Origin of the sequence: Devosia sp., assembly GCF_017744655.1 — a bacterium.
GTDB lineage: Bacteria > Pseudomonadota > Alphaproteobacteria > Rhizobiales > Devosiaceae > Devosia.
Window position 1 is genome coordinate 211,796 of record NZ_JAGIAW010000006.1, and the last position, 23,677, is coordinate 235,472.

Sequence of the window (23,677 nt, forward strand, 5' to 3'; positions counted from 1 at the left end):
ATGAAGAAGCGCGTCATTATCGATACTGACCCGGGCCTCGACGACGCCCTGGCCATCCTGTTCGCGTTGGGCAGTGACAAGTTCGACGTGCTTGGCATCACCACGATTGCCGGCAATATCGGGCTTGATCGCACCACCGCAAACGCAGGTGGCCTGCTCGCCTTCATGGGGCGTGGCGACATTCCGGTTATCCGGGGCACCGATATCCCGCTGACGCGTGAATTGCAGGATCTCGTCGCCATCGTGCATGGCATGGACGGACTCAAGGGCGTCACGCTGCCCGACGCTACCAGCGCTCCGCTCAATGGCGCGCCGGACTGGATTGCCCGCACGCTGGCCGAGGCTGCGCCCGGCAGCATCGACATTCTGGCGCTTGGCCCGCTGACCAACATCGCCCATGTGGTGACAGAGCATCCCGAAGTCGTCGATCGCATCGGCGAGATCATCGTCATGGGCGGAGCCGTCCACGCGCCGGGCAATTCCGGTCCCAGCTCCGAGTTCAACTTCGCATCGGACCCAGAGGCGGCCTCGGTGGTTATCGGCAGCCCGGTCAAGGTCACGATCATTCCGCTCGACGTCACCCGTCAGGTGCGCGCCGATCTCAACTATGTCGCGGCAATGCCAGATACGCCGCATGGCCGGCTGGCACGCGAACTGCTCGGCGTCTATCTCCACAATGGTCGCGAAAGCCGCCCGCTGCATGATCCCTGCGTCATGCTGGCAGCCGTGGACGCGAGCATTTTCAGCATCGAGAACATGAAGCTCGATATCGATCTCGGCGATGATCCCGATGCCGGGCGCCTGCTGGTTGATCGCCGAGGCATGCCGGTCGACGTGGCGCTCGGCGTCGATACCGAGCGCGCCCTGGCGCTGTTCCGCACCGGCTTCGTCTGATCAGGCCGACAGTTCCTGTTCCACCAACGTCGCCCAGAAACGGGCGCCGGTGAGAATGGCGTCGTCGTTGAAATCGTAGCGCGAATTGTGGTGCAGCGCGCCATCGACGGCCGGCCCATTTCCCAACCAGACATAGGCGCCCGGCGCTTCGGCGCCGAAGTATGCAAAATCATCGCCCGCGGTCGAGGGTGGGAAATCGGTGACAACCGGCCGGCCCGTCGCTGCCTGCGCGGCCTTCAGCGCACGGGCGGTCGCGTCACCATCATTCACCACGGGCGGAATGCGGCGCAGGAATTCGTATTCGACCTCGATGCCGAATGTCACCGCAACACCCCGCGCGATATTGCCAATCTCCAGCTCAAGCTGATCGCGCACATCGGCGCGATAGGCCCGCGCGGTGCCGCCAATCCGGACCACATCGGGAATCACATTGAGCGCCTTAAAGTCTCCAGCTTCGAGCGCACAGGCACTGACCACCGCAGGCTGCAATGGATCGACCACGCGGGCGACGATGGTGTGGATGGCCGCGAGGAAGTGACCCGCCGCCGTCACGGCATCGCGGCCCAGATGCGGCTTGGCGCCGTGGGTACCGACACCCTTGAAGGTAACCGTCCAGCTATCGGACGAAGCCAGTTGGGGGCCTGCCACCACGGCCATTTCGTCGGTGGCGAGACCCGGCATGTTGTGGAGGCCATAGACGGCATCCACCGGGAATTGCTCGAAGAACCCCTCGTCCACCATGGCCTTGGCGCCGCCTCTGCCCTCTTCCGCCGGCTGGAAGATGAAGTGCACGGTGCCCGAGAAATTCTTCGTCCGCGCCAGATGGCGGGCAGCGGCAAGAAGCATGACGGTGTGGCCGTCATGGCCGCAGGCGTGCATGGTGTTGGGCGTGCCGGACTTATAGGGACGATCCGCCAGTTCGGGCATGGCGAGTGCATCCATGTCGGCGCGCAACGCAATGCGCCGGGTGCCGTCACCGATTTTGAGCGTGCCCACGAGACCGGTTTTCCCGAGCCCACGATGCACTTCAATGCCCGCCTCTTCGAGTTTTTCCGCGACAATGGCGCTGGTGCGGACTTCCTCGAAGCCCAGTTCGGGGTGGGCATGAAAGTCGCGGCGCAGCGCCGTCATGGCTTCGAGTTCGAAGGGATCGTTGCTGCGCGATTGCATTGGCCTGCTCGTCTTGTCATAGGATCGGTGGAGAACCTTTGCTTGCACCGCATCATTGAATCAAGGACTTGGCGTGAGTTTCGAGCCGCATGAATTCTGGCAGGCCTTTGCCGCGCCCGGTACCCATGAGCAAAACCCGGCTGACGGGCATCTGGGCTTTTATCCCGCGCCCCTCGCCGACGGTCGGCAATTGCCGCTGCCGCTGCGGGTCTTGCCTGGCGATGGCAAATCGGCGGTCGCCTCGCTGATCCTCAATCAGGCGAGTTTCGCGGTCGAAGACGGCCTTGCGGCAGCACTTGCTGCATTGCTCAGGACCAAGGATATCGACGTCGTCATCGGTGTGCCAACGCTCGGCCTGCCGCTCGCCTCGAATGTGGCGCGCCGGCTCGGCCATACGCGCATGGTGCCGCTCGGGACCTCGCGCAAATTCTGGTATCGGGACGATCTTTCCGAGCCGATGAAATCCATCACCAGCCCGAAGGCGAGCAAGACCCTCTACGTCGATCCGCGCATGCTGCCGCTGCTGCGAGGCAAGCGCGTGGCCGTGATCGACGATGTCATCAGTTCCGGCCAGTCGATGGGCGCTGTTCTCCGCCTTCTGCACAAGGCCGAGATCGAGCCTGCTGTTATCGGTTGCGCCATGCTTCAAGGCACGAATTGGCAGGAGCCGCTGGCGCAATGGCGCGACCGGATCGTCGCGCCCCTGGCGTCACCGCGCTTCACACTCAACGAAAACGAGCGCTGGACACCGGTCGCTTAGTCCCAGCGCTCGCCGGGCAACGGCATGGCTTCGATCTCGCGGAGGACTTCGATCATGCCGGCCACATTGGCTTCGGCGATCGTCTTGCCCTTCTCTGCCGTGGCGATAGACGCATCGCCCACCGCGCCTGACGGGTTTACGTCGGACGCGATCCAGGCATAGGTGTGCCCGAAGGCGCCCGTGGGTCGCAGATACTGGAACTGTTGCTCATCGCTCGCGGCGATGGAAACAAAGTTCTCCGCCTTCGACATATCCACGAGGTGCGGCTTGAAGTGCAGCACCAGCGACGTCTCCGCATCACCACCATGAATGCCGTGGCGGCGCTCGAGATCGCTCAACACGCCGGGCGGCGTGAAGCGCCAGCCGCTCTTGACCGCCAGCATGCCGGCGCGAACGCGCAGCTCGCGGGCGACAATGCCCATGATCTCTTCGTTGCCGCCGTGCGAATTGATGAAGATGATCTTCTTCACCCCCGACCGGGCCACTTCGAGGCCGATCTGCGTCCAGGCGTCGATCAGGTTGGTCGCCGTGTGGGTAATCGTGCCCTTGGCCCAGATATGTTCGTTAGATTTGCCGATAGCCTGAACCGGCAGGATGCGCAGGTCCATATCCCCCGGCGCGCGCTCAATAAGCAGTTCGATCATCGATGTGTTGATGATCGTATCGGTGCCGACCGGAAGGTGCGGGCCGTGCTGTTCCACCGCCGCTATGGGCAGGATAGCTATGGTCTTGTTGGGGTCGAGCCCTTCGAATTCGTGCGCCGCGAAATCAGTCCACCAGATCTTGCGCATGTAAAAAATTCCTCAGGCGGGTCCGGCCGCGATGACTTCGATTTCGACGACGAATTCGGGCCGGGCAAAGCCGGAGACGATCATCAGCGTCGAGGCAGGGTATGGAGCGGCAAAGAGCGCATTGCGTACGCCCATGTATTCGGGGAGATGCTCGCGCCCCGTCACATAGGCATTGATGCGGATGATGTGTTGGAGGCCAAGCCCGGCTTCGCGGAGGATAGCCGCGACATTGTCGAAGCAGAGCTTTGTCTGGCCCGCGCAATCGGGGGGAATGGTCTTGTCGGCGGATATGCCGAGCTGGCCGGAGCAGAACACCAGACGCTGGCCGGGCGGGACGACGATGCCGTGGCTATAGGGCGCGAATGGCGGGTGGATGTCCTTGGGGTCTAGGGCGGTGGTCATGGTTATCCAATGCTTGCCGGGCGAATGCTAAGCCAAAGGTAAAGCGCTTGACTAGTCCCAAAAGCCATAAATTGCACGCATGGCAGGCATTCGCGTAAATTGCCTATTTTTTGGGTTCACAGGGGAACCGTGGTGCGGAATGGTGCTGCGAGGGCGAAGGAGATCGCCCGACAAATTAGCCTTGGCGAAACGACCGGGCTCAGGGGAACGCAGCAAATGCACGCTTCAATCAAGACGACCATTCTGGCCGCCATGGCGCTCGCCGCCACGCCGGCGATGACGCTATCGGTCACGCCGGCTTTCGCGCAGGACCTCGACAAGGTCACCTTTGCCACCAACTGGCTGGCCCAGGCCGAGCACGGTGGCTACTACCAGGCCGTCGCCGACGGCACCTATGAAAAGTATGGTCTCGACGTCACCATCATGCAGGGCGGGCCGCAGTCGCCGGGCCGGCCGATGCTGGTTTCGGGCCAGGTCCAGTTCTACATGGGCGGCGCCACGGGCGCGATCAATGCGGTCAAGGAGGGCATTCCGACCATCACACTGGCCGCGATCTTCCAGAAGGACCCCCAGATCCTGATGTCGCATCCGGGCAAATTCGCGAGCTTCCCGGAGCTGGCGGGTGCGTCGAAGTACATCCTCAGCGCCGACGGCTTCACTTCGTACTTCAGCTGGATGAAGACCGAATGGCCGGATTTCGTTGAAGAGAAATACGAGCCCTACCAATTCAACCCCGCCTCGTTCCTCGCCGACGATATGGCGATCCAGCAGGGCTACCTGACCTCCGAACCCCTCGCCATCGAACGCGAAGCCGCCTTTGCGCCTGACGTGTGGCTGCTGGCCGATCAGGGATACCATCCCTATTCGACCACGATCGAGGCAATGAAGCCCTGGGTCGAAGAACACCCCGATATCGCCAAGCGCTTCGTCGAAGCCACGATCGTGGGCTGGTCGAACTATCTCTACGGCGACAATGCGGCGGCCAATGAACTGATCAAGGCCGACAATCCGGAAATGACCGACGACCAGATCGCCTATGGCATCGAGAAGATGAAGGAATACGGCATCGTCGTTTCCGGCGAAGCCGAGACCAAGGGCATCGGTTGCATGACCGATGCCGGCTGGACCGACTTCTACAATTCCATGGTCGAAGTTGGCGTCTTCGAAGCCGGTATCGATGTGAGCCAGGCCTATACGACCGAATATGTCTGCCAGGGCCTCGGCGTAGATCTCTTCAAGTAATTTTCCAGACACCGGCGCGGGCAAGCCGCCCGCGCCGCTCCGACCCTAGATTGGGCGCATTATTTTGACTGACCTAGCCACTTCTTCGCCGGCTTCAGCCGAGCAACCCGCTTCGCCACGACTGGTCGTTTCCATGCGACACGTCAGCAAGCTCTTTTCCAATGGCACGCTGGCGCTCAAGGACATGTCGCTCGACGTGCAGCGCGGCGAGTTTTTGAGCCTCCTCGGTCCCTCCGGCTGCGGCAAATCCACCGCCCTCCGCATCATCGCCGGGCTCGGCGCACCAAGCTCGGGTGAGATCGACTGGCCCTCTTCCCAGATCAACAAGAAGGGCCTGCCCGAAGGCGATGTTGGCTTCGTGTTCCAGGAACCGACGCTGATGCCGTGGCAGACCGTGTGGGGCAATGTCTATCTACCCCTGCGCCTGCGCGGTGTTTCCAAGCGCGACGCCGATCCGGCGATCATGGAAGTACTGGCCTCCGTCGGCCTCGCCGATTTCACCAAATCCTATCCTCGTGAACTGTCGGGCGGCATGAAGATGCGCGTCTCGATCGCGCGCGCGCTGGTGACCAAGCCAAAGCTGCTGCTGATGGATGAGCCCTTTGCGGCGCTCGATGAAATCACCCGGCAAAAACTCAATGACGACGTACTGCGCCTCTGGCGCGAGACCGGGATCACGGTGATCTTCGTCACCCATTCCGTGTTCGAAAGCGCCTTCCTCAGCAATCGCATCGTCGTCATGCGCGCCCGCCCCGGTCAGGTCTATGCCGACCTGCCACTCATCACCTCCGCGGTGCGCGACGAGAATTATCGCACTTCGGAAGAATATCGCGCCACGACCGACACCGTCTCGCGCGCCCTGCAGGAAGCCATCATGCGTGGAGCCCAGGCGAAATGACCGACACCGCACCCCTACCAAATGCCTCGGCCGAAGCCGGCACCGATAGCCAGGTCGCCGTGGTCACCAATCGCTCCAGCGTGAGCGAGCGCGTGCTGTCCATCGTCATTCCGATCTTCATGGTCCTCCTCGCCATTGCAGCCTGGCAAGCGCACATCATGATCAACGAAGTGCCACGCTACATCATGCCAGCGCCGCTCGACGTGGTGACCGCGCTCTTCACCGATTGGGGCACGCTATCCCCCTCGCTGCTGGTGACGCTGCGCATCACCTTCATGGCGCTTGGCCTTGCTTTGCTGGGCGGCGTCGGCCTTGCCATCATTCTGGTGCAAAGCCGCTGGATCGAGCTGGCGCTGTTTCCCTTCGCGGTGATCCTGCAGGTGACGCCGATGATCGCCATCGCGCCGCTCCTCATCATCTACATGCCCGATACGCAATCGGCGCTGCTAACCTGCGCCTTCGTCGTCGCCTTCTTCCCGATCCTCTCCAACATGGTTGCGGGCCTCAAGAGCGTTGACCACAACCTGCTCAACCTCTTCGAGCTTTATGGCGCGAGCCGCTGGCAGACGCTGATCCACCTCAAGCTTCCATCCTCCCTGCCCTATTTCGCAGCCGGCCTGCGCATTGGTGGCGGCCTCTCCCTGATTGCCGCCGTGGTCGCCGAATTCGCCGCGGGCTCGGCCGGCAAGGGGTCAGGTCTCGCCTTCCGCCTGCTCGAATCCGGCTATCGCCTCAACTATCCGCGTCTCTACGCGGCGCTGGTTCTGCTCATGTGCACCGGTGTCGCCATTTTTGCGCTGACCTCGCTGATTTCCTGGGCAATGCTGCACCGCTGGCACGAAAGTGCCCTCAAGCGGGAGAATTGAGGTGCCGATCACTATTCCTGCCGATGGCCACTACGCCATCACCAATGCCAGCGTGCCGGTTTCGGTGCTTGGCGATGCCACTTCGGGCGATCTCGCCAAGGTCGATATCACCATTGCTGACGGCGCGATTGCTGCCATCGACGCGGCGGGGTCGGCAACCTTGCCGCAGCAGATCGATCTCCGCGGCGATATCGTGCTGCCGGCCTTCGTTGATCTCCACACCCATCTCGACAAGGGCCATATCTGGGCGCGAAAAGAAAACCCGGATGGGACCTGGCTCGGCGCCCTGATGGCGGTGCTGAGCGACCGCGAAGCCAATTGGGCGGCGAGCGATGTCGAGCGGCGCATGGATTTCTCGCTACGCTGTGCCTATGCGCACGGCACGGCCGCCATTCGCACCCATCTCGACATGGCCCCGCCTCAGCACAACATCACCTGGGATGTGTTTGAGGTCATGCGCGAGCGCTGGGCCGGACGGATCGAATTGCAGGGCGCTGGCCTGATGGGCCCGGACACGATCCTCGACGCCGAAAAGCTGCGGGCCGTCGCAACGCGGACCAAGGCATCGGGCGGTATTCTCGGCGGCTCCACCGCCGTGCACCCGGAAAATCCGAAAATTATGCGCAATCTCGTCGCCATTGCGGGAGAGCTGGGCCTCAACATTGACCTCCACACCGATGAAAGCCCAGACCCAAAAGCCAACGCGCTGGAGTGCCTGGCCGATGCCGTCATCGATAGCGGCTTTACCGGCTCGGTCGTTGCCGGCCATTGCTGCTCGCTTGCCGTGCAGGACAGCGACACCGCCAAGGGTGTCATCGACAAGGTGGCTCGGGCCGGCATTGCCGTCGTGTCCCTGCCCATGTGCAACATGTATCTGCAGGACCGCGACAACAAGGATGGCGTCCGCACGCCGCGCTGGCGAGGCGTCACGCTCGTCAACGAACTCAAGGCGGCGGGGGTAAAAGTCGCCATCGCCTCTGACAACACGCGCGACCCCTTCTATGCCTATGGCGACCTCGACGGCTTTGAAGTTTTCCGCGAGGGCGCGCGCATCCTCCATTTCGACCATCCGCAGACCGAGGCCTTCGCCTGGTCGCGCGTGGTCTCCGCTGACCCGGCCGCAATTGCCGGCTTCGGCTACAGAGGTGAACTGGCCGTCGGGGCGCCGGCTGATCTGGTCCTTTTCAAAGGCCGCACCTGGACTGAACTGATTTCGCGCCCGCAGGCCGACCGGATCGTGATCCGCGCCGGACAGGCGATCGACACCACCCTTCCCGATTACCGTGAACTCGACGACTTGATGGGCCAATCATGAGCATTGCCGCTTTCCGCGCCGAACTGGGCGACATTCCGCAAGAAGACAATCCGCGCATCGTGCAGCAGCGCAGCCGTGACCATTATTGGTATTCGCCGGTTCTCAAGGCCAAGCTCGACCACGTCACCGCCGAAGTCGTCGTCTCCCCGCGCTCCAATGAAGAAGTGAAAACCGTCCTCCGCGCCGCCTACAAGCATGGCGTGGCGATCACCCCACGCGGCGCCGGCACCGGCAATTACGGCCAGGCCATGCCGCTGTCGGGCGGCGCCATGCTCAACCTCATGAACATGGACAAGGTGCTCGAGATCAAGAAAGACCGTGTGCGCGCCCAGGCCGGCGCGGTGCTCGAAAAGCTCGACCACGAAACCAAGGAAGCCGTAGGCGGCGAACTGCGCTTTCATCCCTCCACCTATCGCATGGCCTCGCTCGGCGGCTTTATTGCCGGCGGTTCGGGCGGCGTCGGCTCGATCCGCTGGGGCGGCCTCCGCGCGCTGGGCTCAATCCTCGGCCTGAAAATCATCACCTGCGAAGCCGAACCGCGCGAACTCGACCTCGTCGGCGAAGACATCCTCAAGGTTGCCCATGCCTATGGCACCAATGGCATCATCGTCGAAGCAGAAATGCCTCTTACGGAGGCGCATGACTGGATCGACGTCATGGTTGGGTTCGATGATTTCATCGACGCCGCGGCCTTCTCCGAAAAGCTGGCCAAGCAGGACGGCATCCTGCTCAAGGAACTATCGCCCTGCGCCGCGCCCATTCCGCAAGCCTATTTCAACCGCCACAAGCCTTACATCAAGGACGGCCAATCGGTGGTGCTGATCATGGTCGCCCCGGTTTCGGTGGAAGCGCTCGATCTCTTCATCAGGCACCACAAGGGCGAAATGCTCTATCGCTCGGACAAAGCGAGCGAAGAGGAACTGAAGCGCCTGCCGCCGATCTATGAGCTCGCCTGGAACCATACGACCCTGCGCGCGCTCAAGATCGACCCGACCATCACGTATCTCCAGACGCGGTATCCGACGATCGAGCACGTGAAAAAGATCGTCGACATTCTGGGCGACGAATTGCCCATGCATATCGAGATGACCCGACAGGATGGTCTCGTCACCTATGCCGGCCTGCCCATGGTGCGCTACACCACCGAAGAGCGCCTCGAAGAGATCATCCGCATTCACGAGGAAAACGGCTGCGACGTCTTCAACCCGCATCGCTTTACTCTTGAAGAAGGCGGCATGAAGCGTACGGACCAGAAGCAGCTCGACTTCAAGAAGGAAGCCGACCCCAAGGGCATTCTCAACCCCGGCAAGATGATTGCCTGGGAAAACCCGGACTTCGACTTTTCCTCGGGCAAGGCCTGGCTCTTTGATGGCCTCAATCCGGTGCATGCGGCCTGATGCGCGTCCACGTCATCCACGCCCATCCCGTCGAGACCAGTTTTAATCGCACGCTCTTTCGCACCGCCATCGAAGGCCTGCAAAGCGCAGGCCACGAGGTCGACGCGCTCAACCTCTATGAGGAAGGTTTTTCGCCGGTCCTGACACGCGAAGAGCGGCTCAACTATCACGAAGTGCCGGGGAACCTGACCCCGGCCATCAAACCTTATGTCGAGCGCCTACGCGCCGCCGAGGCGCTGGTCGTCGTGCATCCTGTCTGGAACTATGGCTATCCGGCCATGCTAAAAGGCTATTTCGACCGGGTCTTCCTGCCCGGCGTGTCCTTCACCATGGAAGGCGGCGGCGATCGCGGCAAGCTCATACCCTGCCTCACCAACATCAAGAAAGTCGCCTTCGTCACGACCTATGGTGGCAATCGCTGGCGCACCTGGGTGATGGGCGATCCGCCACGGCGCATCGCCATGCGCTGGGGCTGGGTCACTTTCAAGACGCGGCCAAAATACCTGGCGCTCTATGACATGAACAATGTCTCGCCCGGCCAGCTCAATGGCTTTTTGGGCACGGTACGGACCACTCTCAGTCAGTTCTGATTGTGACAGTTCGGTGCACAACGGAATGGCTGCGCTTGCCAAGGCCCGGGTTCTTGCTCAGAGAATGAGCAAGGGACTGCCCGGATGAAGTTTTCGACACGAGGGACAAAATGAGCAAATTTTCTACGCTTGGACGACGCAGCTTTGTGGGTGTACTCACCGCGGGTATGGCTTTGGCCATGAGCGGCGTCAGCATCGCGCAGGAGCTGACCAAGGTCGCCGCAATCTGGACCGTGCCGGTCGAGCAGCAGTGGGCGAGCCGCCTTCACAATGCGCTGGTGGCCGCCAAGGATCGCGGCGAGATCGACTACGTCTATTCCGAAAACATCTCCAACACTGACTACGAGCGCGTCATGCGCGAATATGCCGAACAGGGCGTGCAGCTCATCGTCGGCGAAGCGTTCGGTGTCGAGCAGCCGGCCCGTGCCGTCGCCTCGGAATATCCGGAAATCTCATTCCTCATGGGTTCGTCGCTGCCGCCGGTGGAGCCGAACTTTGCCACCTTCGACAACTTCATCCATGAGCCGAGCTACCTCACGGGTATCGTTGCCGGCCTCAAGACCGAGAGCAACAAGATCGGCATGGTGGGTGGCTACGCCATCCCCGAAGTGAACCGCCTGATGAACGCCTTCAAGGCGGGTGCCCTGTCGGTGAACCCCGACGTGACCTTCTCGGTGAGCTTCATCAACTCCTGGTATGATCCGCCGAAGGCCAAGGAAGCTGCCTTCGCCATGGTCGATGCCGGCGCCGACATTCTCTACGCCGAACGCTTTGGCGTCTCCGACGCTGCCAAGGAACGCGGCATCCTTGCCATCGGCAACGTGATCGACACCTCTGCCGACTATCCCGGCACGATCCTCGCCAGCGCCCTCTGGCACGGTGAGCCGATGATCGACAAGGCCATCGCCGACGTGAAGGCCGGGTCGTTCACCGCTTCCGACTACGGCATCTATGCCTTCATGGAATATGGCGGCTCCAGCGCCGTGTATGATGAAGCTCTCGCCGGCGCAGACGCGGTTGCCGCGGCAAAGGCCAAGGAAGCCGAAATCCTCGCCAAGACTTTCGTGGTCGAGATCGACGACACCGAACCGACTTCGACGCCGTAAGATATTGGGAGCCGCAACGTTTGTGGCTCCCTCACCCCCTCCCAGCCTCCCCCATCAAGGGGGAGGTGAAGATTTGTGGGTTTGACGAGATAGTGCCACACACTCGATCGGCACCTCCCCCTTGATGGGCTCCGACCCGTCCCGAAGGGCAAATCGTTCCAGTGGAGCGATTTGAGGGGAGGGGGTGAACGGCAAAGACGAAGTCCGAACTCCCCCCGGAGCACCACCCATGACCGACGCCCCAGTGCTCCTCTCCCTACAAAACATCACCAAGCGTTTCGGCTCGCTCACCGCCAACAACGCCATCTCCCTCGATCTGCATCGCGGCGAAATTCTTGCGCTTTTGGGCGAGAACGGCGCGGGCAAGACGACGCTGATGAACATCCTCTTCGGGCACTATGTGCAGGACGAAGGGGACGTGCGCGTGCTCGCTGACGACGGCGCCCTGGCCACCCTGCCCCCCGGCTCACCCGGCGCGGCGCTCAAGGCCGGCATCGGCATGGTGCACCAGCACTTTACGCTCGCCGAAAACCTCTCCGGCCTCGCCAATATCCGCCTCGGCACCGAACCGCTGCTCTCCTTCGGGCGCGAAGCCGCTGCCCGAGCCAAGGTCAAAAAGATCATCGCCGAGAGCGGTCTCGACGTCGATCTCGACCGGCGCGTCGCCGACCTGACGGTTGGCGAAAAGCAGCGCATCGAGATTTTGAAGGCGCTCTATCGCGACGCCAAAGTGCTCATTCTCGACGAGCCCACCGCCGTGCTGACCCCGCAGGAAGCCGAGGGGCTGTTCGTGGTCCTGCGCCGGCTCGCCAGCAATGGGCTCGGCGTCATTTTCATCTCCCACAAGCTGGGCGAAGTGCTCGCCGTCTCCCATCGCATTCTCGTGCTGCGCGCCGGGACCAAGGCGGGCGAACTGGTGACGGCCAAGGCCGATCGTCGCGCCATCGCCGATCTGATGGTGGGCAAAGCCGTCGCCGAGGTGATCCGCATCCCCGCCCTGCCCGGCGAAACGCTGATGGAATTTGACGGCGTCTCGCTGCACGGCGCAGGTCGCCAGATGCTGAGCGGGGTGAACCTGAAATTGCGTTCGGGCGAAATCGTTGGTCTCGCGGGCGTTTCCGGCAATGGGCAATCAGGCATTGCTGCGCTGATTTCGGGCCTCGCCGTACCGAGCAGCGGCACGCTGCGGCTCTATGGCGAGGCAGTCACCAAGGCAAGCCCGCGTGATCTCGTCGAGGCTGGGGTGGCCCGCATGCCAGAAGACCGACAGCACGACGGCGTCGTCGGCACGATGAGCGTTGCTGACAATATCGCCATCGAAGACGTGCGGACCCCCGCCTTTTCCAAGATGGGCTTTCTCGACCGCAAAGCCATGCGCGAGCGCGCGACCTCGGCCATTTCCGGTTATGACGTCCGCTGCCCCGGCCCTGATGCCGAGGCGAGGCTGCTCTCGGGCGGCAATGTGCAAAAGCTCATTCTCGCCCGCGTCCTGGAGCGCGAGCCGCGCGTCATCCTCGCCAATCAGCCGACGCGCGGCCTCGACGTCGGCGCACAGGCTGAAGTCCACCGCCGCATCCTCGCCGCGCGTGATCGTGGCGCCGCCGTGCTGGTCATCTCCGAGGACCTCGACGAACTCTTCGCCCTCGCCGACCGCTTCGTCGTGGTTCACGCTGGCGAATTGGCAGATGCCGGTTCCAGCGAAAGCCTCGACCGCGGCACGATCGGTCTGATGATGGCCGGCCAGGCCCGCACGCCAGTAGGAATTGCGTCATGAGCTTTCGTCTGGAACCGCGGGACCACGCCTCAGTCGGCCTCAAACTCACCGTGTCGCTCGCGGCTGGCGTCATAGCCCTGCTGCTCGTCGCCATTCCCGTTGTTGCCGCCGGCGGCACGCCGCTTGATGCCTATTGGCTGATGCTGCAGGGCGCGTTCGGCTCGATGTTTGCGCTGAGCGAAACGCTCAACCGCGCTACGCCGCTGATCCTGACCGGCCTGGCCGCCGCCGTCGCCTTCCGCGCCAAGCTCTGGAATATCGGTGCCGAAGGCCAGCTTTATATCGGCGCCCTCGCCGCCGTCTGCGTCGGCAGCGGCCTGCTGCAATTGCCGCCGGCCCTGATGATCCCGACCGTAATGATTGCCGGTTTCCTCGCTGGCGGGCTGATGATGGTGATCCCCACGATCATCAAGCAGCGCTTTGGTGCCGACGAAGTGGTCATCACCCTGCTGCTCAATTTCGTGGTCATTCTCTTCATCCAGATGCTGGTCGAAGGCGTGCTGAAAGACCCGCTCTCGATGGGCTGGCCGCAATCGGTGCCGCTGATTGCGGAAGCAAAGCTGCCAAAACTCCTGCCACGCCTGCGCATGCATTGGGGCCTTATTGTCGGTCTGTTCGCCGCGCTGATCCTGTGGCTTATGGTGCGCAAAACCGTGCTCGGCTTTGAAATCCGCGCCGTCGGCGAGAACAAGGCCGCCGCGCGCTTTGCGGGCATTCCCGTCGATGCAACCATGCTGAAGGTTGCACTGATCTCCGGCGGCCTCGCTGGGCTTGCAGGCGTCGGCGAAGTGGCCGGTGTGAAAGGCTATCTCTCCTCCGACCTGTCGCCGGGCTTTGGCTATTCCGGCATCGTCGTCGCCATGCTCGCGGGGCTCTCGCCTGTCGGCACGGTGATCGCCGCGGTCTTTGTCGCCGCGGTCTTCGTGGGCGCTGACTCCATGAGCCGCGCCACCGGCATTTCGAGCTATATCGCCGATCTCGTCGTGGCCCTGTCGCTGCTCTGCGTGCTGGTCGGCAGCTTCTTCCTGCGGTTCCGCGTCAAATTCGAACGCCGGCAAGTGGGGGCCTGATCATGGACGTCCTCTTCGACATTCTGGGCTCCGCCAATTTCTGGGCCGCCGCCATCCGCATCGCCACGCCACTGATTTTTGGCGTGTTGGGCGCCCTCATATGCGAACGCGCCGGCGTGCTCAATCTCGGCATCGAAGGCATTTTCGTCGCCGGTGCCATGGCCGGCTGGCTTGCCGTCTATCTCGGTGCCGGTCTCTGGGGGGGCGTTCTCGTCGCGGCGCTGGCCGGCGCGCTCTTCGGCCTCCTCCACGCCTTCCTCACCGTCATCTTGGGCCTCTCCCAGCACGTCTCCGGCATCGGCATAACGCTCCTTGCGACCAGCGTGAGCTATTTCACCTATCGCACTGCCCTGCCCGATGTGACTTCGCCGCCGCGCATCGCCGCCTTCCAGCCGCTCAACATTCCCGGTCTCTCCGATCTGCCCTTCATCGGCCCCGCCCTCTTCCAGCAGACGCCGCTGACTTTCCTCGCGCTGGTCTTCGTCGCTTTCGTCGCGCTGGTGCTCTATCGCACGCCGCTTGGCCTCGCCATTCGCGCCGTGGGGGACAATCCTGCCTCCGTCGAAGCTCAGGGTCTGTCGGTGGTCGGCCTGCGCGTCGGCGCCGTCGTCGTCGGCTCGGCGCTGATGGCGTTGGGCGGTGCTTTCCTCACCATGTCGGCCTTCGATGCCTTCTTCTTCGGCATGGTCAATGGCCGCGGCTGGATCTGTATCGCGCTCGTCGTCTTCGCCTCTTGGCAACCCGGCAAAGCACTCCTCGGCGCGCTGCTCTTTGGCGCCTTCGATGCCTTCCAGATCCGCCTCCAGACACAGATCGGCCAGGTCGTGCCCGGCCAGGTCTTCCTCATGCTGCCATATCTGCTATCCATCGTGGCATTGATCCTGGTGGCGCGCCGCGCGGACTATCCCCGCGCGCTGTTGCAGCCGTGGACCAAGGGGCAGCGGCACTAGTTTCCGAACTGGCCAAGACCTATCAATCGTCGTCACTACCGGGCTTGTCCCGGTAGTCCATGCTGCGGCGAGATGGATTGCCGGGACAAGCCCGGCAATGACGACGGAGGGGAGAAGACGGTGCTAGTCCGCCATCTGCCCGACCACCTTTCGAGACGAGAGACCAAAAGAATGTTCGAGCTGAAAATCACCAACGCCACCCTGCCCGATGGTCGCAAAAACCTCGATATCGGCATCAAGGACGACAAGATCGCCGCCATCGAAGCCAATCTCGGCGGCGAGGCGGGTGAAGTGATCGACGCCGATGGACAGCTCATTTCTCCGCCCTTCGTCGATTGCCATTTCCATATGGACGCGACGCTCTCCCTCGGCCAGCCGCGCTTCAACGAAAGCGGGCGCCTGCTCGAAGGCATCCAGATCTGGGGCGAGTTGAAGCCGCTCCTCACCCATGAAGCCGTCATCGAACGTGCGCTGAACTATTGCGACCTCGCCGTCGCCCAGGGTCTCCTCGCCATCCGCACTCATGTTGATATCTGCGATGATCGCCTGCTCGGCGTCGAAGCGCTGCTTGAGGTGAAGAAGCGCGTCGCTCCCTATATCGACCTGCAGCTCGTCGCCTTCCCGCAGGACGGCTACTATCGCTATCCCGGCGCCATTGACCTGCTCAACCGCGCCCTCGACATGGGCGTCGATGTCGTCGGCGGCATTCCGCATTTCGAGCGGACCATGGCTGACGGAGCAGCGAGCGTGAAAGTCCTCTGCGAAATCGCCGAAAAGCGCGGCCTGCTCGTCGATCTCCATTGCGACGAAACCGACGATCCGCTGAGCCGCCATATCGAGACGCTGACCTATGAAACCCAGCGCCTTGGCCTGAATGGTCGCGTCAATGGCTCGCACCTGACCTCCATGCATTCCATGGACAATTATTACGTCTCAAAGCTGCTGCCGCTGATGGCCGAGGCCGACGTTTCAGCCACCGCCAATCCCAATATCAATATCGGCATCCAGGGCCGCCACGATACCTATCCCAAGCGCCGCGGCATGACGCGCATCCCCGAAATGCTGACCTATGGCATCACCTGCGCCTTCGGCCAGGATTGCATGATGGACCCCTGGTATTCGCTCGGCCAGGCCGACATGCTCGACGTCGCCTCCATGGGTCTCCACGTCGCCCAGATGACCAGCCGCGCCGCCATGCGCCAGTGCTTTGACGCCGTCACCACCGGCCCGGCGAAAATCATGCACCTCGAAGGCTATGGCGTCGAAGTCGGCAACAAGGCCGACATGGTGCTGCTGCAAGCAACGGATTCCATCGAAGCCATCCGCCTAAAAGCGACCCGCCTCGCCGTCATCAAATCCGGCCGCGTCATCGCCCGCACGGCCCCCCGTCAAACGGCGCTGGCTTTGCCCGATCGCCCGACACGCCTCGATCCCGCCCGCGTCGGCCCGAGCGCCAACTGACTGTTCTTTTAGAGACGAGCCTTTTCATGACCGATACCGTTCTCGACCGCTTCCTGCGCTATGTGCAGATCGACACCCAATCGGACCCCGCTTCGCCCACCCAGCCTTCGACGGAAAAGCAAAAGACCCTCAGCCGCCTGCTGGTCAGCGAGTTGCTCGCCATCGGCTTTGCCGACGCCGAAATGGACAGCAATGGCTATGTCTATGCCACCGTGCCGGCCAATACCGACAAGGACGTGCCGGTCATCTGCTTCTGCTCGCATGTGGATACGGCGCCCGATTTCAGCGGCACAGGCGTGAAGCCGCAGATGATCAAGAACTATGCTGGCGGCGACATCACGCTTGTCGGCGACAAGAACCGTGTCATCCGCGTCTCCGAACATCCCGAACTGAACAACCAGATCGCCAATGATCTCATCACCACCGACGGCACGACCCTGCTCGGTGCCGATGACAAGGCGGGCGTGGCCGAAATCGTGACGGCGGCGGAAATCCTCCTCAAGGACAAATCCATCCCGCATGGCGCGATCAAACTGCTGTTCACGCCCGACGAGGAAATCGGCCGCGGCGTCGACAAGGTGGACCTCAAAAAGCTCGGCGCGCGCTTCGCCTATACAATGGATGGCGAAACCGCCGGGACCATCGAGGACGAGACGTTCTCGGCCGATGGGCTCGAAATCTCCATCACCGGCGTCGCCATGCATCCCGGCTTTGCCAAGGGCCGCATGGAAAATGCCATCAAGATCGCTGGCGAGATCATCGCCCGCTTGCCCCATGACGTCTCGCCTGAAGGCACCGAAGGCCGCGACGGTTTCGTGCATCCCGTCGGCGTCACCGGCTCGATGGAAAAAGCCACGATCTCCATGATCGTGCGCGATTTCACCGTCGCCGGGCTCCACGAGAAGGAAGCCATGGTGGACGAGATCGCCAAGGCGGTGATCGCGAACTACCCGGGCTCCAGCTATCGCATTGCGGTGAAAGAGCAATACCGCAACATGAAGGAGGTTCTGGACAAGAACCCCGAGATCGTCGAGTTCGCCGTCGAAGCCATCCGCCGCGCCGGGATGGAGCCGGTGCGCGGCTCGATCCGCGGCGGCACCGATGGCTCGCGCCTCTCCTTCATGGGCCTGCCCACCGCCAATATCTTTGCCGGTGGCCATGCTTTCCATTCGCCGCTCGAATGGATCAGCCGCCAGGACATGGAAAAGGCCGTGTCCACGATCGTCGAACTTGCGCGCCTCTGGGAAGAGCGCGCCTAAGCGGCGTGCGGCTCTCGCCGCGTTTCCTGCGGCGAGAATCCGAAGCGACGTTTGTAGCAAGTCGCAAAGTACTGGCTTGAGGAGAAGCCGCATTCCAGCGCGATTTCGGTCACGCTGGCATCGGCCTTTTCACTCAGCCACTTCTTTGCCGCCTCCAGCCGCACCATCTGCAGATAGCGCACCGGCGTCATATTGGTCAGCGCCTGGCAATGTTGGGAAAATTGGGTGCGCGACAGGCTGCACTCGGCCGCCATGTTTTCGAGCGTCCAGTTTTCATCGAGCGCATGCGGCAGGCGATTGAGAAAAATCTGCACCGTGCGCTTGGAGCTCGCGAGATCTTCGTCGAGCACTGGCGCCTGGCTCTCCAACTGCTTCATAAACTGCAGCAGCATCATCGAGATCAAGAGGCGCAGGCGCGTCTCGTCGCCCGCCACATCATGGCCCGCGACGATCTCGGCAATATCGTGAAAACTGCGCATCACATCGCGGCTGGCGGTAAGCACATGTTGCTCGTTGCGTGAGAGCAGCCGCGTCAGTCGCTCGGTATCGCGCTCCGGCCAGGCCATCCAGTCGGGCCAGAGCCAATCTTCATGCGGCCGGCGCACGCCGACATCGAACAGCACCCAGATGATCTGGCTGGCCGATACATGGGGATCGCCGAACTGGTGCAATTGCCAGGGGCGCACGACGAACATCTGGCCCTCGGTCAGCTCATGCCGGTGCCCATCGACCTTGAGCACCATGGAGCCGCGCGCCAGATAGGCGATTTTTACGCCCTCGTTGCAATGCTCCTTGAGCCCCCAATCCTGCGAGCGCACCGCGTCCCAACCACCCACGGAAAGCACCTGTGGCAGCGCTTCGCCTAGCGGCTTTCCCGGATACTTTCGGCGCGTCCAGGCGTTCAGCGTCACCTTGCCGGCAAGCGAAGCCTCGTAGAGGTCGGCGCAATTGCCGGCATACATCAGCGCGCCGGGCTCGGTGAAGACAGCCGGCCGGGCCAGGGCGTGCAAACGGGCCTCTGCGTTCATGGCCCCCTCCCATGTGCAAATTCTACCAGTGTTATCATTCGAACGCGCGAGTGCACGCAGTGCGCAATGATCGCAACGTTCGCCTCCTGGCCCTGATGCTAGAGAGTCGAACGTCCGGAAGTCAACCAGAGCAGTCATAAAGACAGCCAGACTGACATTTCGGGCCGTGGAGGAGTTTTAGCCGGAGCCGGTTTCGGCGGCGTTCGAAATTCGCTGACGAGGTGAGGTGCAACAATTGTTGTATGTGCCTCAAGGCGATCGAGAGCGGCTGCGCACCGTCCGGCGCGAGGGGAAAAGTATGAAGCTCGGCATCAATCTGCTGTGCTTGACCGACTTCGTGACCGAAGCGCATCTGTCGGCGATCCGGCAGATCAAGGCGCTGGGTTATGATGGCGTCGAGGTGCCGGTTCTTTCCGGCGAGCCTGCGCATTATGCGTGGCTGGCCAAGGAGCTGGATGCCATAGGGCTCGAGCGCTGCACGACCTCCATAGTGCCGAGCCCCGATGCCAGCCCGATTTCGGACGACCGGGACAATCGTGCACGCGGCAGGAAGCACCTCGATTGGGCCCTCGATTGCGCCATTGCGCTCGGCGCGCAAAGCGTCGGCGGGCCGATCCACGCTCCCATAGGGCATTTCACCGGCAGCGGCCCCACCGAGAGCGAGCTTTCCTATGGCGCAGAGGCGCATCGCGCGCTGGCCACTCGCGCCGAGGCCAATGGCATCTATCTCAGCCTCGAACATCTCAATCGTTTCGAGACCTATTTCCTCAACACCACCACCCAGTGCCGCGACTACGCGCGCCGCGTCGACCATCCGGCCTGCCGGATCATGTACGACACGTTCCACGCCAATATCGAAGATCGCAACCAGGTCGCAGCCTACGAAACCGTGGCGCCCCATGTCGGCATCGTCCACATTTCCGAGAACGATCGCGGCATTCCCGGGCGCGGCCACATCGATTTCCTGTCGATCATGCAGGCCGTCCGCCGCTCTGGCTATGATGGCTGGGTGACGCTCGAAGCCTTTGGTGCCGGCCTCCCCGCCATCGCGGCCGCGACGCGCGTGTGGCGCCCGCTCTTTCCCGATTACGACACGCTCTTTTCCGAAAGCGCCGCTTTCATCCGCAGCACCTGGGACGCGGCCGGGAGGGACATCGCCGCATGAGTGATGCCCCGACCATCGAGATGCGCGGCATTTCCAAGTCGTTTCCGGCGGTAAAGGCGCTGCGTGGTGTGTCCTTCACCTGTTCCCGCGGCGAGGTCCATGCGCTGTGCGGCGAGAACGGCGCGGGCAAGTCGACACTCATCAAGATCCTCTCGGGCGTCTATCGGCCCGACGGCGGCGACGTGCTGATCGACGGGCAAGAGCAGCATTTCAAGCACCCGCAGGAGGCCCTGCTCGCCGGCATTTCGGTGATCTATCAGGAATTCTCGCTGCTGCCCGAGCGCACGGTGGCGCAAAACCTCTTCCTCGGACGCGAGCCGATGAAGAACGGGCTGATCGACAACAAGGCCATGGTCGCCGAAACGCAGCGTGTGCTCGGCCTCTTTGGTGTGCGCCACCGCATCGAGCCGGAAACGCTGGTGGCCGATCTCGATGTGGCGAGCCAGCAGATGGTCGAGATCGCCAAGGCGATTTCGCTCAATGCCAAAGTCATCGTCATGGATGAGCCAACCGCCGCGCTGAACGAAGCCGAATGCGAGGTGCTGTTCTCGCTCGTCGACCAACTCCGCGCCTCGGGCACGGCCATCGTCTACATCACCCACCGCATGCGCGAGGTCACGCGCCTCGCCAATCGTGTCACCGTCATCAAGGACGGCGAAGTCACGGCGAGCTTCGACCACGTCCCAGCGCCCGACGTCATCGTTCGAGCCATGGTCGGCCGCGACATCTCCGAATATTATCCCGAGCCCGCGACGCCGTCTGAAATCGGTCCGGTCGTTCTCTCGGTCTCCGGCGGTGCCAATGCCGCGCTGAGCGACATCAATCTCGAGCTGCGCTCCGGCGAAATCGTCGGCTTTGCGGGCCTCCAAGGCGCCGGCCGCACGCCGCTCGCCATGGCCCTCTTCGGCGCCGCGCCGTTCACATCCGGCTCCATGACCCTCGATGGCAAGGCGGTCCACCTCACCTCGCCGCGGGACGCCATCCGCGCCGGCATCGGCATGTTGCCGGGCGATCGCAAAGCCCAAGCGCTGTTCCTTATGCAGTCGGTGCGCGACAACGGCATGCTGACCGCCCGCAGCTTTGCCAATCCGTTCGGTGGTCACAAAGCCAATCGCTTCACCGACCTCACCGGCATGAATGCCCTTCTCGACCAGATGAAGGTTCGCGCCCCCTCCTACGAGCAGGAAATGCGCTTCCTCTCTGGCGGCAATCAACAAAAGGCCATCGTCGCCCGCTGGCTCGCCTTGCGTCCAAAAATCCTGATCTTCATCGAACCCACCCGCGGCATCGACGTCGACGCCAAGGCCAGCATCTATCACCTGATGCGCGACCTCGCCCGCGCCGGAACGGCCGTGATGATGGTCTCGTCCGACCTGCCCGAAATCCTCGGCGCCTCGGATCGCATCGTGGTCATGCGCGAAGGCCGCATTGCCGGCGAGTTCAGCCGCTCCGCCACCGAAGCCGAACTCATGCTGGCCGCCACGGGCGAAACGGGAGTGGCCGCATGACCGACATGCCCCTCCCCGCCAAAAATCCCCGCCGCTTCCGGTTCGAGCGCCACGCGTCGACCATCCTGCTGCTGGCGTCAGTCGCGCTTTACATCGCCCTGATCATCATCATGGGCCAAACGCGCTTCCTCACGCTCGAAAACCTCGTCGCCATCCTCAGCCGCTCCATCACGCTGGGGATCACCGCCATTGGCCAGACCTTTGCCATCCTAGTCGCCTCGATCGACCTTAGCGTCGCCAGCGTCATCTCGGCGTCCGCCGTCGTCACCTCGGTGGTGATGAATGGCAACCCGGCCATGATGATGCCGGCTGTCCTCGCGGTCCTCGCCCTCGGCGCCGTCGTCGGCCTCCTCAATGGCCTCGTCATCACCAAGCTGGAGGTCAATCCGCTGATCGCGACGCTCGGGATGTCGCTGATCATTCAGGGCGTTTTGTCTTATTATTACAATAACTTCGCCGGCAACGTGCCGGTTGAGTTCCAGATCTTCGCCTATGGCACGTTGGGCATCGTGCCCTTCTCGCTGATCTTCATGTTCGTGCTCGCCGGCTGCGCCTGGTTCGTCCTGCGCTTTTCCCGCTTCGGCTCCGATGTCTATTCCGTCGGCGGCAACAAGGACGCGGCGCGCCTTGCCGGCATCAAGACCGATCGCGTCGTCATCCGCGCCCATGTCATCTGCTCGCTCTGCGCCGCAATTGCCGGCATCTATCTCGCCTCGCGCCTTCGTTCCGGCGCGCCCTGGATCGGGGCCGAGGGCGTCTATGATCTCGAATCCATCGCCGTCGTCGTCATCGGCGGCACCGTGCTCGCGGGCGGGCGCGGCGGCATCTGGGGCACCATGGCCGGGGTCATCATCTTCTCGCTTATCGACTCGATCTTCAACGTCGCCGGCGTCGATGCCTTCGTGAAGCAGGTGCTACGCGGCATCATCATCGTCGCCGCCGTCGCCTTCTATGCCGCCCGTTCGAAGAGGCCCGTCGCATGAGCGCGCAATCTCTGCCCCAAGCCACGAGCCCAACGCGCCGCCTGCCCCGGATCAATCCCGTCTATGTGCTGGTAGTGGCGCTGATCCTTGCCATCATCGTCATGAACCCGGCCTTCGGCGAACCCACGGGCTACATGAACTTTCTGAAAAGGGTGACCGCCCTCGCCATTCTCTCGGCCGGCGCGCTCTATGTCATCGTCTCCGGCGGCTTCGATCTCAGCGTCGGCTCGATCATGACGCTGACTGTCATCGGCTCGTCCATGCTCGCCAGCAACGATCCCAATTCGACCTATTGGATCATTCCGCTGATGCTCGGCATCGGTGCCGTCATCGGGCTCATCAACGGCCTCGTCGTCAGCTACCTGAAAGTGCCATCGCTGATCGCCACGCTGGGCATGATGATCACGCTCAACGGCGTTGCCTTCATGTGGTCCGGCGGCGCCCCGCGCGGCTACCTGCCCGACACGTTCCGCTTCTTCGGTCGCTACAACATCACCGACGTGCCAATCATCTCGCTGCTCCCCATCGCCGTGATCTGCCTCGTCGTCTTCGGCGCCATTCTCTGGTGGGGCATGCACCGCACCAATTTCGGTCGCATGCTGCATGCCGTAGGCGACAACCAGCAGGCCGCGCGCCTTGCCGGCGTGCCGGTTGAGCGCGTGCGCATCTCGGCCTTCGTCGTCTCGGCACTGACCGCGGTTCTCGCCGGCGTCATCCTCGGCGGCCGTGCCGGCGTCTCCGTCGATATCGGCTCCGGCTTCGAATTGCAGGCCATCACGGCCGCCGTCATCGGCGGTGCGCAATTGCTCGGCGGGCGCGGCTCCGTCCCCGCGACCATTGCCGGTGCGCTGGCCCTTGAAGCCATATTCACCCTGCTCAATCTCCTCGGACTGGCGCAGCCCGTTCGCCTGGTGGTGCAGGGACTAATCCTCATCGGCGCAGTGGCGTTTGCGACTTATCAGCGAAAGCGCGCCGGCCGATGAGCTGAGACAGGCGGCCGGTCGGCCGTCTGAGGAAAAAGTGGGAAAACCTCACGAGGGAGGAAGAC

The 23,677-nt window shown here is 62.8% G+C and carries 22 protein-coding genes; 18 read left to right on the plus strand and 4 right to left on the minus strand.

Going from position 1 to position 23,677, the window contains the following annotated elements; genetic code table 11:
* Nucleotides 1-894, plus strand: a complete 894-nt coding sequence (locus J7557_RS13415; RefSeq protein WP_291420560.1) for a nucleoside hydrolase — start codon at nucleotides 1-3, stop codon at nucleotides 892-894.
* On the opposite strand, the gene J7557_RS13420 is transcribed toward J7557_RS13415, so the two are convergent.
* Nucleotides 895-2,064: a M20 aminoacylase family protein gene (locus J7557_RS13420; protein ID WP_291420561.1), complete on the minus strand. Its 1,170-nt coding sequence runs from the start codon at nucleotides 2,062-2,064 to the stop codon at nucleotides 895-897.
* A 73-nt stretch (nucleotides 2,065-2,137) separates the two neighbouring features.
* On the opposite strand from J7557_RS13420, the gene J7557_RS13425 reads away from it, so the two are divergent.
* Nucleotides 2,138-2,824, plus strand: coding sequence for a phosphoribosyltransferase (locus tag J7557_RS13425; protein ID WP_291420562.1), 687 nt, complete (start codon nucleotides 2,138-2,140; stop codon nucleotides 2,822-2,824).
* On the opposite strand, the gene J7557_RS13430 is transcribed toward J7557_RS13425, so the two are convergent.
* A complete protein-coding gene (locus J7557_RS13430) occupies nucleotides 2,821-3,615 on the minus strand; it encodes a creatininase family protein (protein WP_291420563.1) in 795 nt (264 codons plus the stop codon). The two genes, J7557_RS13425 and J7557_RS13430, sit on opposite strands and share 4 nt — an antisense overlap.
* A 12-nt stretch (nucleotides 3,616-3,627) precedes the next feature.
* Nucleotides 3,628-4,017: a RidA family protein gene (locus tag J7557_RS13435; RefSeq protein WP_291420564.1), complete on the minus strand. Its 390-nt coding sequence runs from the start codon at nucleotides 4,015-4,017 to the stop codon at nucleotides 3,628-3,630.
* Between the two features lie 216 nt (nucleotides 4,018-4,233).
* Here J7557_RS13435 and J7557_RS13440 point away from each other — a divergent pair, with 216 nt between their 5' ends.
* The 12 genes from J7557_RS13440 (at nucleotide 4,234) to pepT (ending at nucleotide 17,945) form a co-directional block, all read left to right on the plus strand.
* Nucleotides 4,234-5,259, plus strand: coding sequence for an ABC transporter substrate-binding protein (locus J7557_RS13440; protein ID WP_291420565.1), 1,026 nt, complete (start codon nucleotides 4,234-4,236; stop codon nucleotides 5,257-5,259).
* 133 nt (nucleotides 5,260-5,392) lie between these two features.
* A complete protein-coding gene (locus tag J7557_RS13445; RefSeq protein WP_291420566.1) occupies nucleotides 5,393-6,157 on the plus strand; it encodes an ABC transporter ATP-binding protein in 765 nt (254 codons plus the stop codon).
* Nucleotides 6,154-7,023, plus strand: a complete 870-nt coding sequence (locus J7557_RS13450; RefSeq protein WP_291420567.1) for an ABC transporter permease — start codon at nucleotides 6,154-6,156, stop codon at nucleotides 7,021-7,023. Before J7557_RS13445 ends, J7557_RS13450 begins: the two co-directional genes overlap by 4 nt.
* Nucleotides 7,019-8,338, plus strand: coding sequence for a cytosine deaminase (locus J7557_RS13455; RefSeq protein WP_291420625.1), 1,320 nt, complete (start codon nucleotides 7,019-7,021; stop codon nucleotides 8,336-8,338). Before J7557_RS13450 ends, J7557_RS13455 begins: the two co-directional genes overlap by 5 nt.
* On the plus strand, nucleotides 8,335-9,735 hold the full coding sequence (locus J7557_RS13460) for an FAD-binding oxidoreductase (RefSeq protein WP_291420568.1): 1,401 nt from the start codon (nucleotides 8,335-8,337) through the stop codon (nucleotides 9,733-9,735). The genes J7557_RS13455 and J7557_RS13460 overlap by 4 nt, the downstream gene beginning before the upstream one ends.
* Nucleotides 9,735-10,325, plus strand: coding sequence for an NAD(P)H-dependent oxidoreductase (locus J7557_RS13465; RefSeq protein ID WP_291420569.1), 591 nt, complete (start codon nucleotides 9,735-9,737; stop codon nucleotides 10,323-10,325). The genes J7557_RS13460 and J7557_RS13465 overlap by 1 nt, the downstream gene beginning before the upstream one ends.
* 167 nt (nucleotides 10,326-10,492) lie before the next feature.
* Entirely contained in the window at nucleotides 10,493-11,431 is a 939-nt protein-coding gene (locus J7557_RS13470; protein WP_291420626.1) for a BMP family protein, read from the plus strand.
* Between the two features lie 229 nt (nucleotides 11,432-11,660).
* Nucleotides 11,661-13,205 carry an ABC transporter ATP-binding protein gene (locus tag J7557_RS13475; RefSeq protein WP_291420570.1) on the plus strand — a complete coding sequence of 515 codons (1,545 nt, stop codon included), beginning with the start codon at nucleotides 11,661-11,663 and terminating at the stop codon, nucleotides 13,203-13,205.
* The gene (locus J7557_RS13480) at nucleotides 13,202-14,275 is read left to right on the plus strand and encodes an ABC transporter permease (protein WP_291420571.1); all 1,074 of its coding nucleotides are present in this window, start codon (nucleotides 13,202-13,204) and stop codon (nucleotides 14,273-14,275) included. Before J7557_RS13475 ends, J7557_RS13480 begins: the two co-directional genes overlap by 4 nt.
* A gap of 2 nt (nucleotides 14,276-14,277) precedes the next feature.
* A complete protein-coding gene (locus J7557_RS13485) occupies nucleotides 14,278-15,225 on the plus strand; it encodes an ABC transporter permease (protein ID WP_291420572.1) in 948 nt (315 codons plus the stop codon).
* A 171-nt stretch (nucleotides 15,226-15,396) separates the two neighbouring features.
* Nucleotides 15,397-16,686 carry an amidohydrolase family protein gene (locus tag J7557_RS13490; protein WP_291420573.1) on the plus strand — a complete coding sequence of 430 codons (1,290 nt, stop codon included), beginning with the start codon at nucleotides 15,397-15,399 and terminating at the stop codon, nucleotides 16,684-16,686.
* 26 nt (nucleotides 16,687-16,712) lie between these two features.
* Nucleotides 16,713-17,945 carry a peptidase T gene (gene pepT, locus J7557_RS13495; RefSeq protein ID WP_291420574.1) on the plus strand — a complete coding sequence of 411 codons (1,233 nt, stop codon included), beginning with the start codon at nucleotides 16,713-16,715 and terminating at the stop codon, nucleotides 17,943-17,945.
* Here the strand turns inward: pepT and J7557_RS13500 are convergent.
* The gene (locus J7557_RS13500) at nucleotides 17,942-18,973 is read right to left on the minus strand and encodes an AraC family transcriptional regulator (RefSeq protein ID WP_291420575.1); all 1,032 of its coding nucleotides are present in this window, start codon (nucleotides 18,971-18,973) and stop codon (nucleotides 17,942-17,944) included. The genes pepT and J7557_RS13500 overlap by 4 nt on opposite strands.
* 298 nt (nucleotides 18,974-19,271) lie before the next feature.
* On the opposite strand from J7557_RS13500, the gene J7557_RS13505 reads away from it, so the two are divergent.
* From J7557_RS13505 to J7557_RS13520, 4 genes are read left to right on the plus strand one after another with little or no spacing between them, the layout of a single operon-like run.
* Nucleotides 19,272-20,138, plus strand: coding sequence for a sugar phosphate isomerase/epimerase (locus J7557_RS13505; protein WP_291420576.1), 867 nt, complete (start codon nucleotides 19,272-19,274; stop codon nucleotides 20,136-20,138).
* Nucleotides 20,135-21,646 carry a sugar ABC transporter ATP-binding protein gene (locus J7557_RS13510; protein WP_291420577.1) on the plus strand — a complete coding sequence of 504 codons (1,512 nt, stop codon included), beginning with the start codon at nucleotides 20,135-20,137 and terminating at the stop codon, nucleotides 21,644-21,646. Before J7557_RS13505 ends, J7557_RS13510 begins: the two co-directional genes overlap by 4 nt.
* The gene (locus J7557_RS13515) at nucleotides 21,643-22,629 is read left to right on the plus strand and encodes an ABC transporter permease (RefSeq protein ID WP_291420578.1); all 987 of its coding nucleotides are present in this window, start codon (nucleotides 21,643-21,645) and stop codon (nucleotides 22,627-22,629) included. The genes J7557_RS13510 and J7557_RS13515 overlap by 4 nt, the downstream gene beginning before the upstream one ends.
* Entirely contained in the window at nucleotides 22,626-23,612 is a 987-nt protein-coding gene (locus J7557_RS13520; protein ID WP_291420579.1) for an ABC transporter permease, read from the plus strand. Before J7557_RS13515 ends, J7557_RS13520 begins: the two co-directional genes overlap by 4 nt.
* The last annotated feature ends 65 nt before the right edge of the window (nucleotides 23,613-23,677 follow it).

Coding starts and splice junctions, on each gene's coding strand:
- J7557_RS13470 (WP_291420626.1), top strand. CDS start 10,493: ATGGCTTTGGCCATGAGCGGCGTCAGCATCGCGCAGGAGCTGACCAAG.
- J7557_RS13415 (WP_291420560.1), top strand. CDS start 1: ATGAAGAAGCGCGTCATTATCGATACTGACCCGGGCCTCGACGACGCC.
- J7557_RS13445 (WP_291420566.1), top strand. CDS start 5,393: ATGCGACACGTCAGCAAGCTCTTTTCCAATGGCACGCTGGCGCTCAAG.
- J7557_RS13490 (WP_291420573.1), top strand. CDS start 15,397: ATGTTCGAGCTGAAAATCACCAACGCCACCCTGCCCGATGGTCGCAAA.
- J7557_RS13435 (WP_291420564.1), bottom strand. CDS start 4,017: ATGACCACCGCCCTAGACCCCAAGGACATCCACCCGCCATTCGCGCCC.
- J7557_RS13430 (WP_291420563.1), bottom strand. CDS start 3,615: ATGCGCAAGATCTGGTGGACTGATTTCGCGGCGCACGAATTCGAAGGG.
- J7557_RS13420 (WP_291420561.1), bottom strand. CDS start 2,064: ATGCAATCGCGCAGCAACGATCCCTTCGAACTCGAAGCCATGACGGCG.
- J7557_RS13500 (WP_291420575.1), bottom strand. CDS start 18,973: ATGAACGCAGAGGCCCGTTTGCACGCCCTGGCCCGGCCGGCTGTCTTC.
- pepT (WP_291420574.1), top strand. CDS start 16,713: ATGACCGATACCGTTCTCGACCGCTTCCTGCGCTATGTGCAGATCGAC.
- J7557_RS13505 (WP_291420576.1), top strand. CDS start 19,272: ATGAAGCTCGGCATCAATCTGCTGTGCTTGACCGACTTCGTGACCGAA.
- J7557_RS13520 (WP_291420579.1), top strand. CDS start 22,626: ATGAGCGCGCAATCTCTGCCCCAAGCCACGAGCCCAACGCGCCGCCTG.
- J7557_RS13475 (WP_291420570.1), top strand. CDS start 11,661: ATGACCGACGCCCCAGTGCTCCTCTCCCTACAAAACATCACCAAGCGT.
- J7557_RS13480 (WP_291420571.1), top strand. CDS start 13,202: ATGAGCTTTCGTCTGGAACCGCGGGACCACGCCTCAGTCGGCCTCAAA.
- J7557_RS13440 (WP_291420565.1), top strand. CDS start 4,234: ATGCACGCTTCAATCAAGACGACCATTCTGGCCGCCATGGCGCTCGCC.
- J7557_RS13515 (WP_291420578.1), top strand. CDS start 21,643: ATGACCGACATGCCCCTCCCCGCCAAAAATCCCCGCCGCTTCCGGTTC.
- J7557_RS13485 (WP_291420572.1), top strand. CDS start 14,278: ATGGACGTCCTCTTCGACATTCTGGGCTCCGCCAATTTCTGGGCCGCC.
- J7557_RS13450 (WP_291420567.1), top strand. CDS start 6,154: ATGACCGACACCGCACCCCTACCAAATGCCTCGGCCGAAGCCGGCACC.
- J7557_RS13510 (WP_291420577.1), top strand. CDS start 20,135: ATGAGTGATGCCCCGACCATCGAGATGCGCGGCATTTCCAAGTCGTTT.
- J7557_RS13465 (WP_291420569.1), top strand. CDS start 9,735: ATGCGCGTCCACGTCATCCACGCCCATCCCGTCGAGACCAGTTTTAAT.
- J7557_RS13460 (WP_291420568.1), top strand. CDS start 8,335: ATGAGCATTGCCGCTTTCCGCGCCGAACTGGGCGACATTCCGCAAGAA.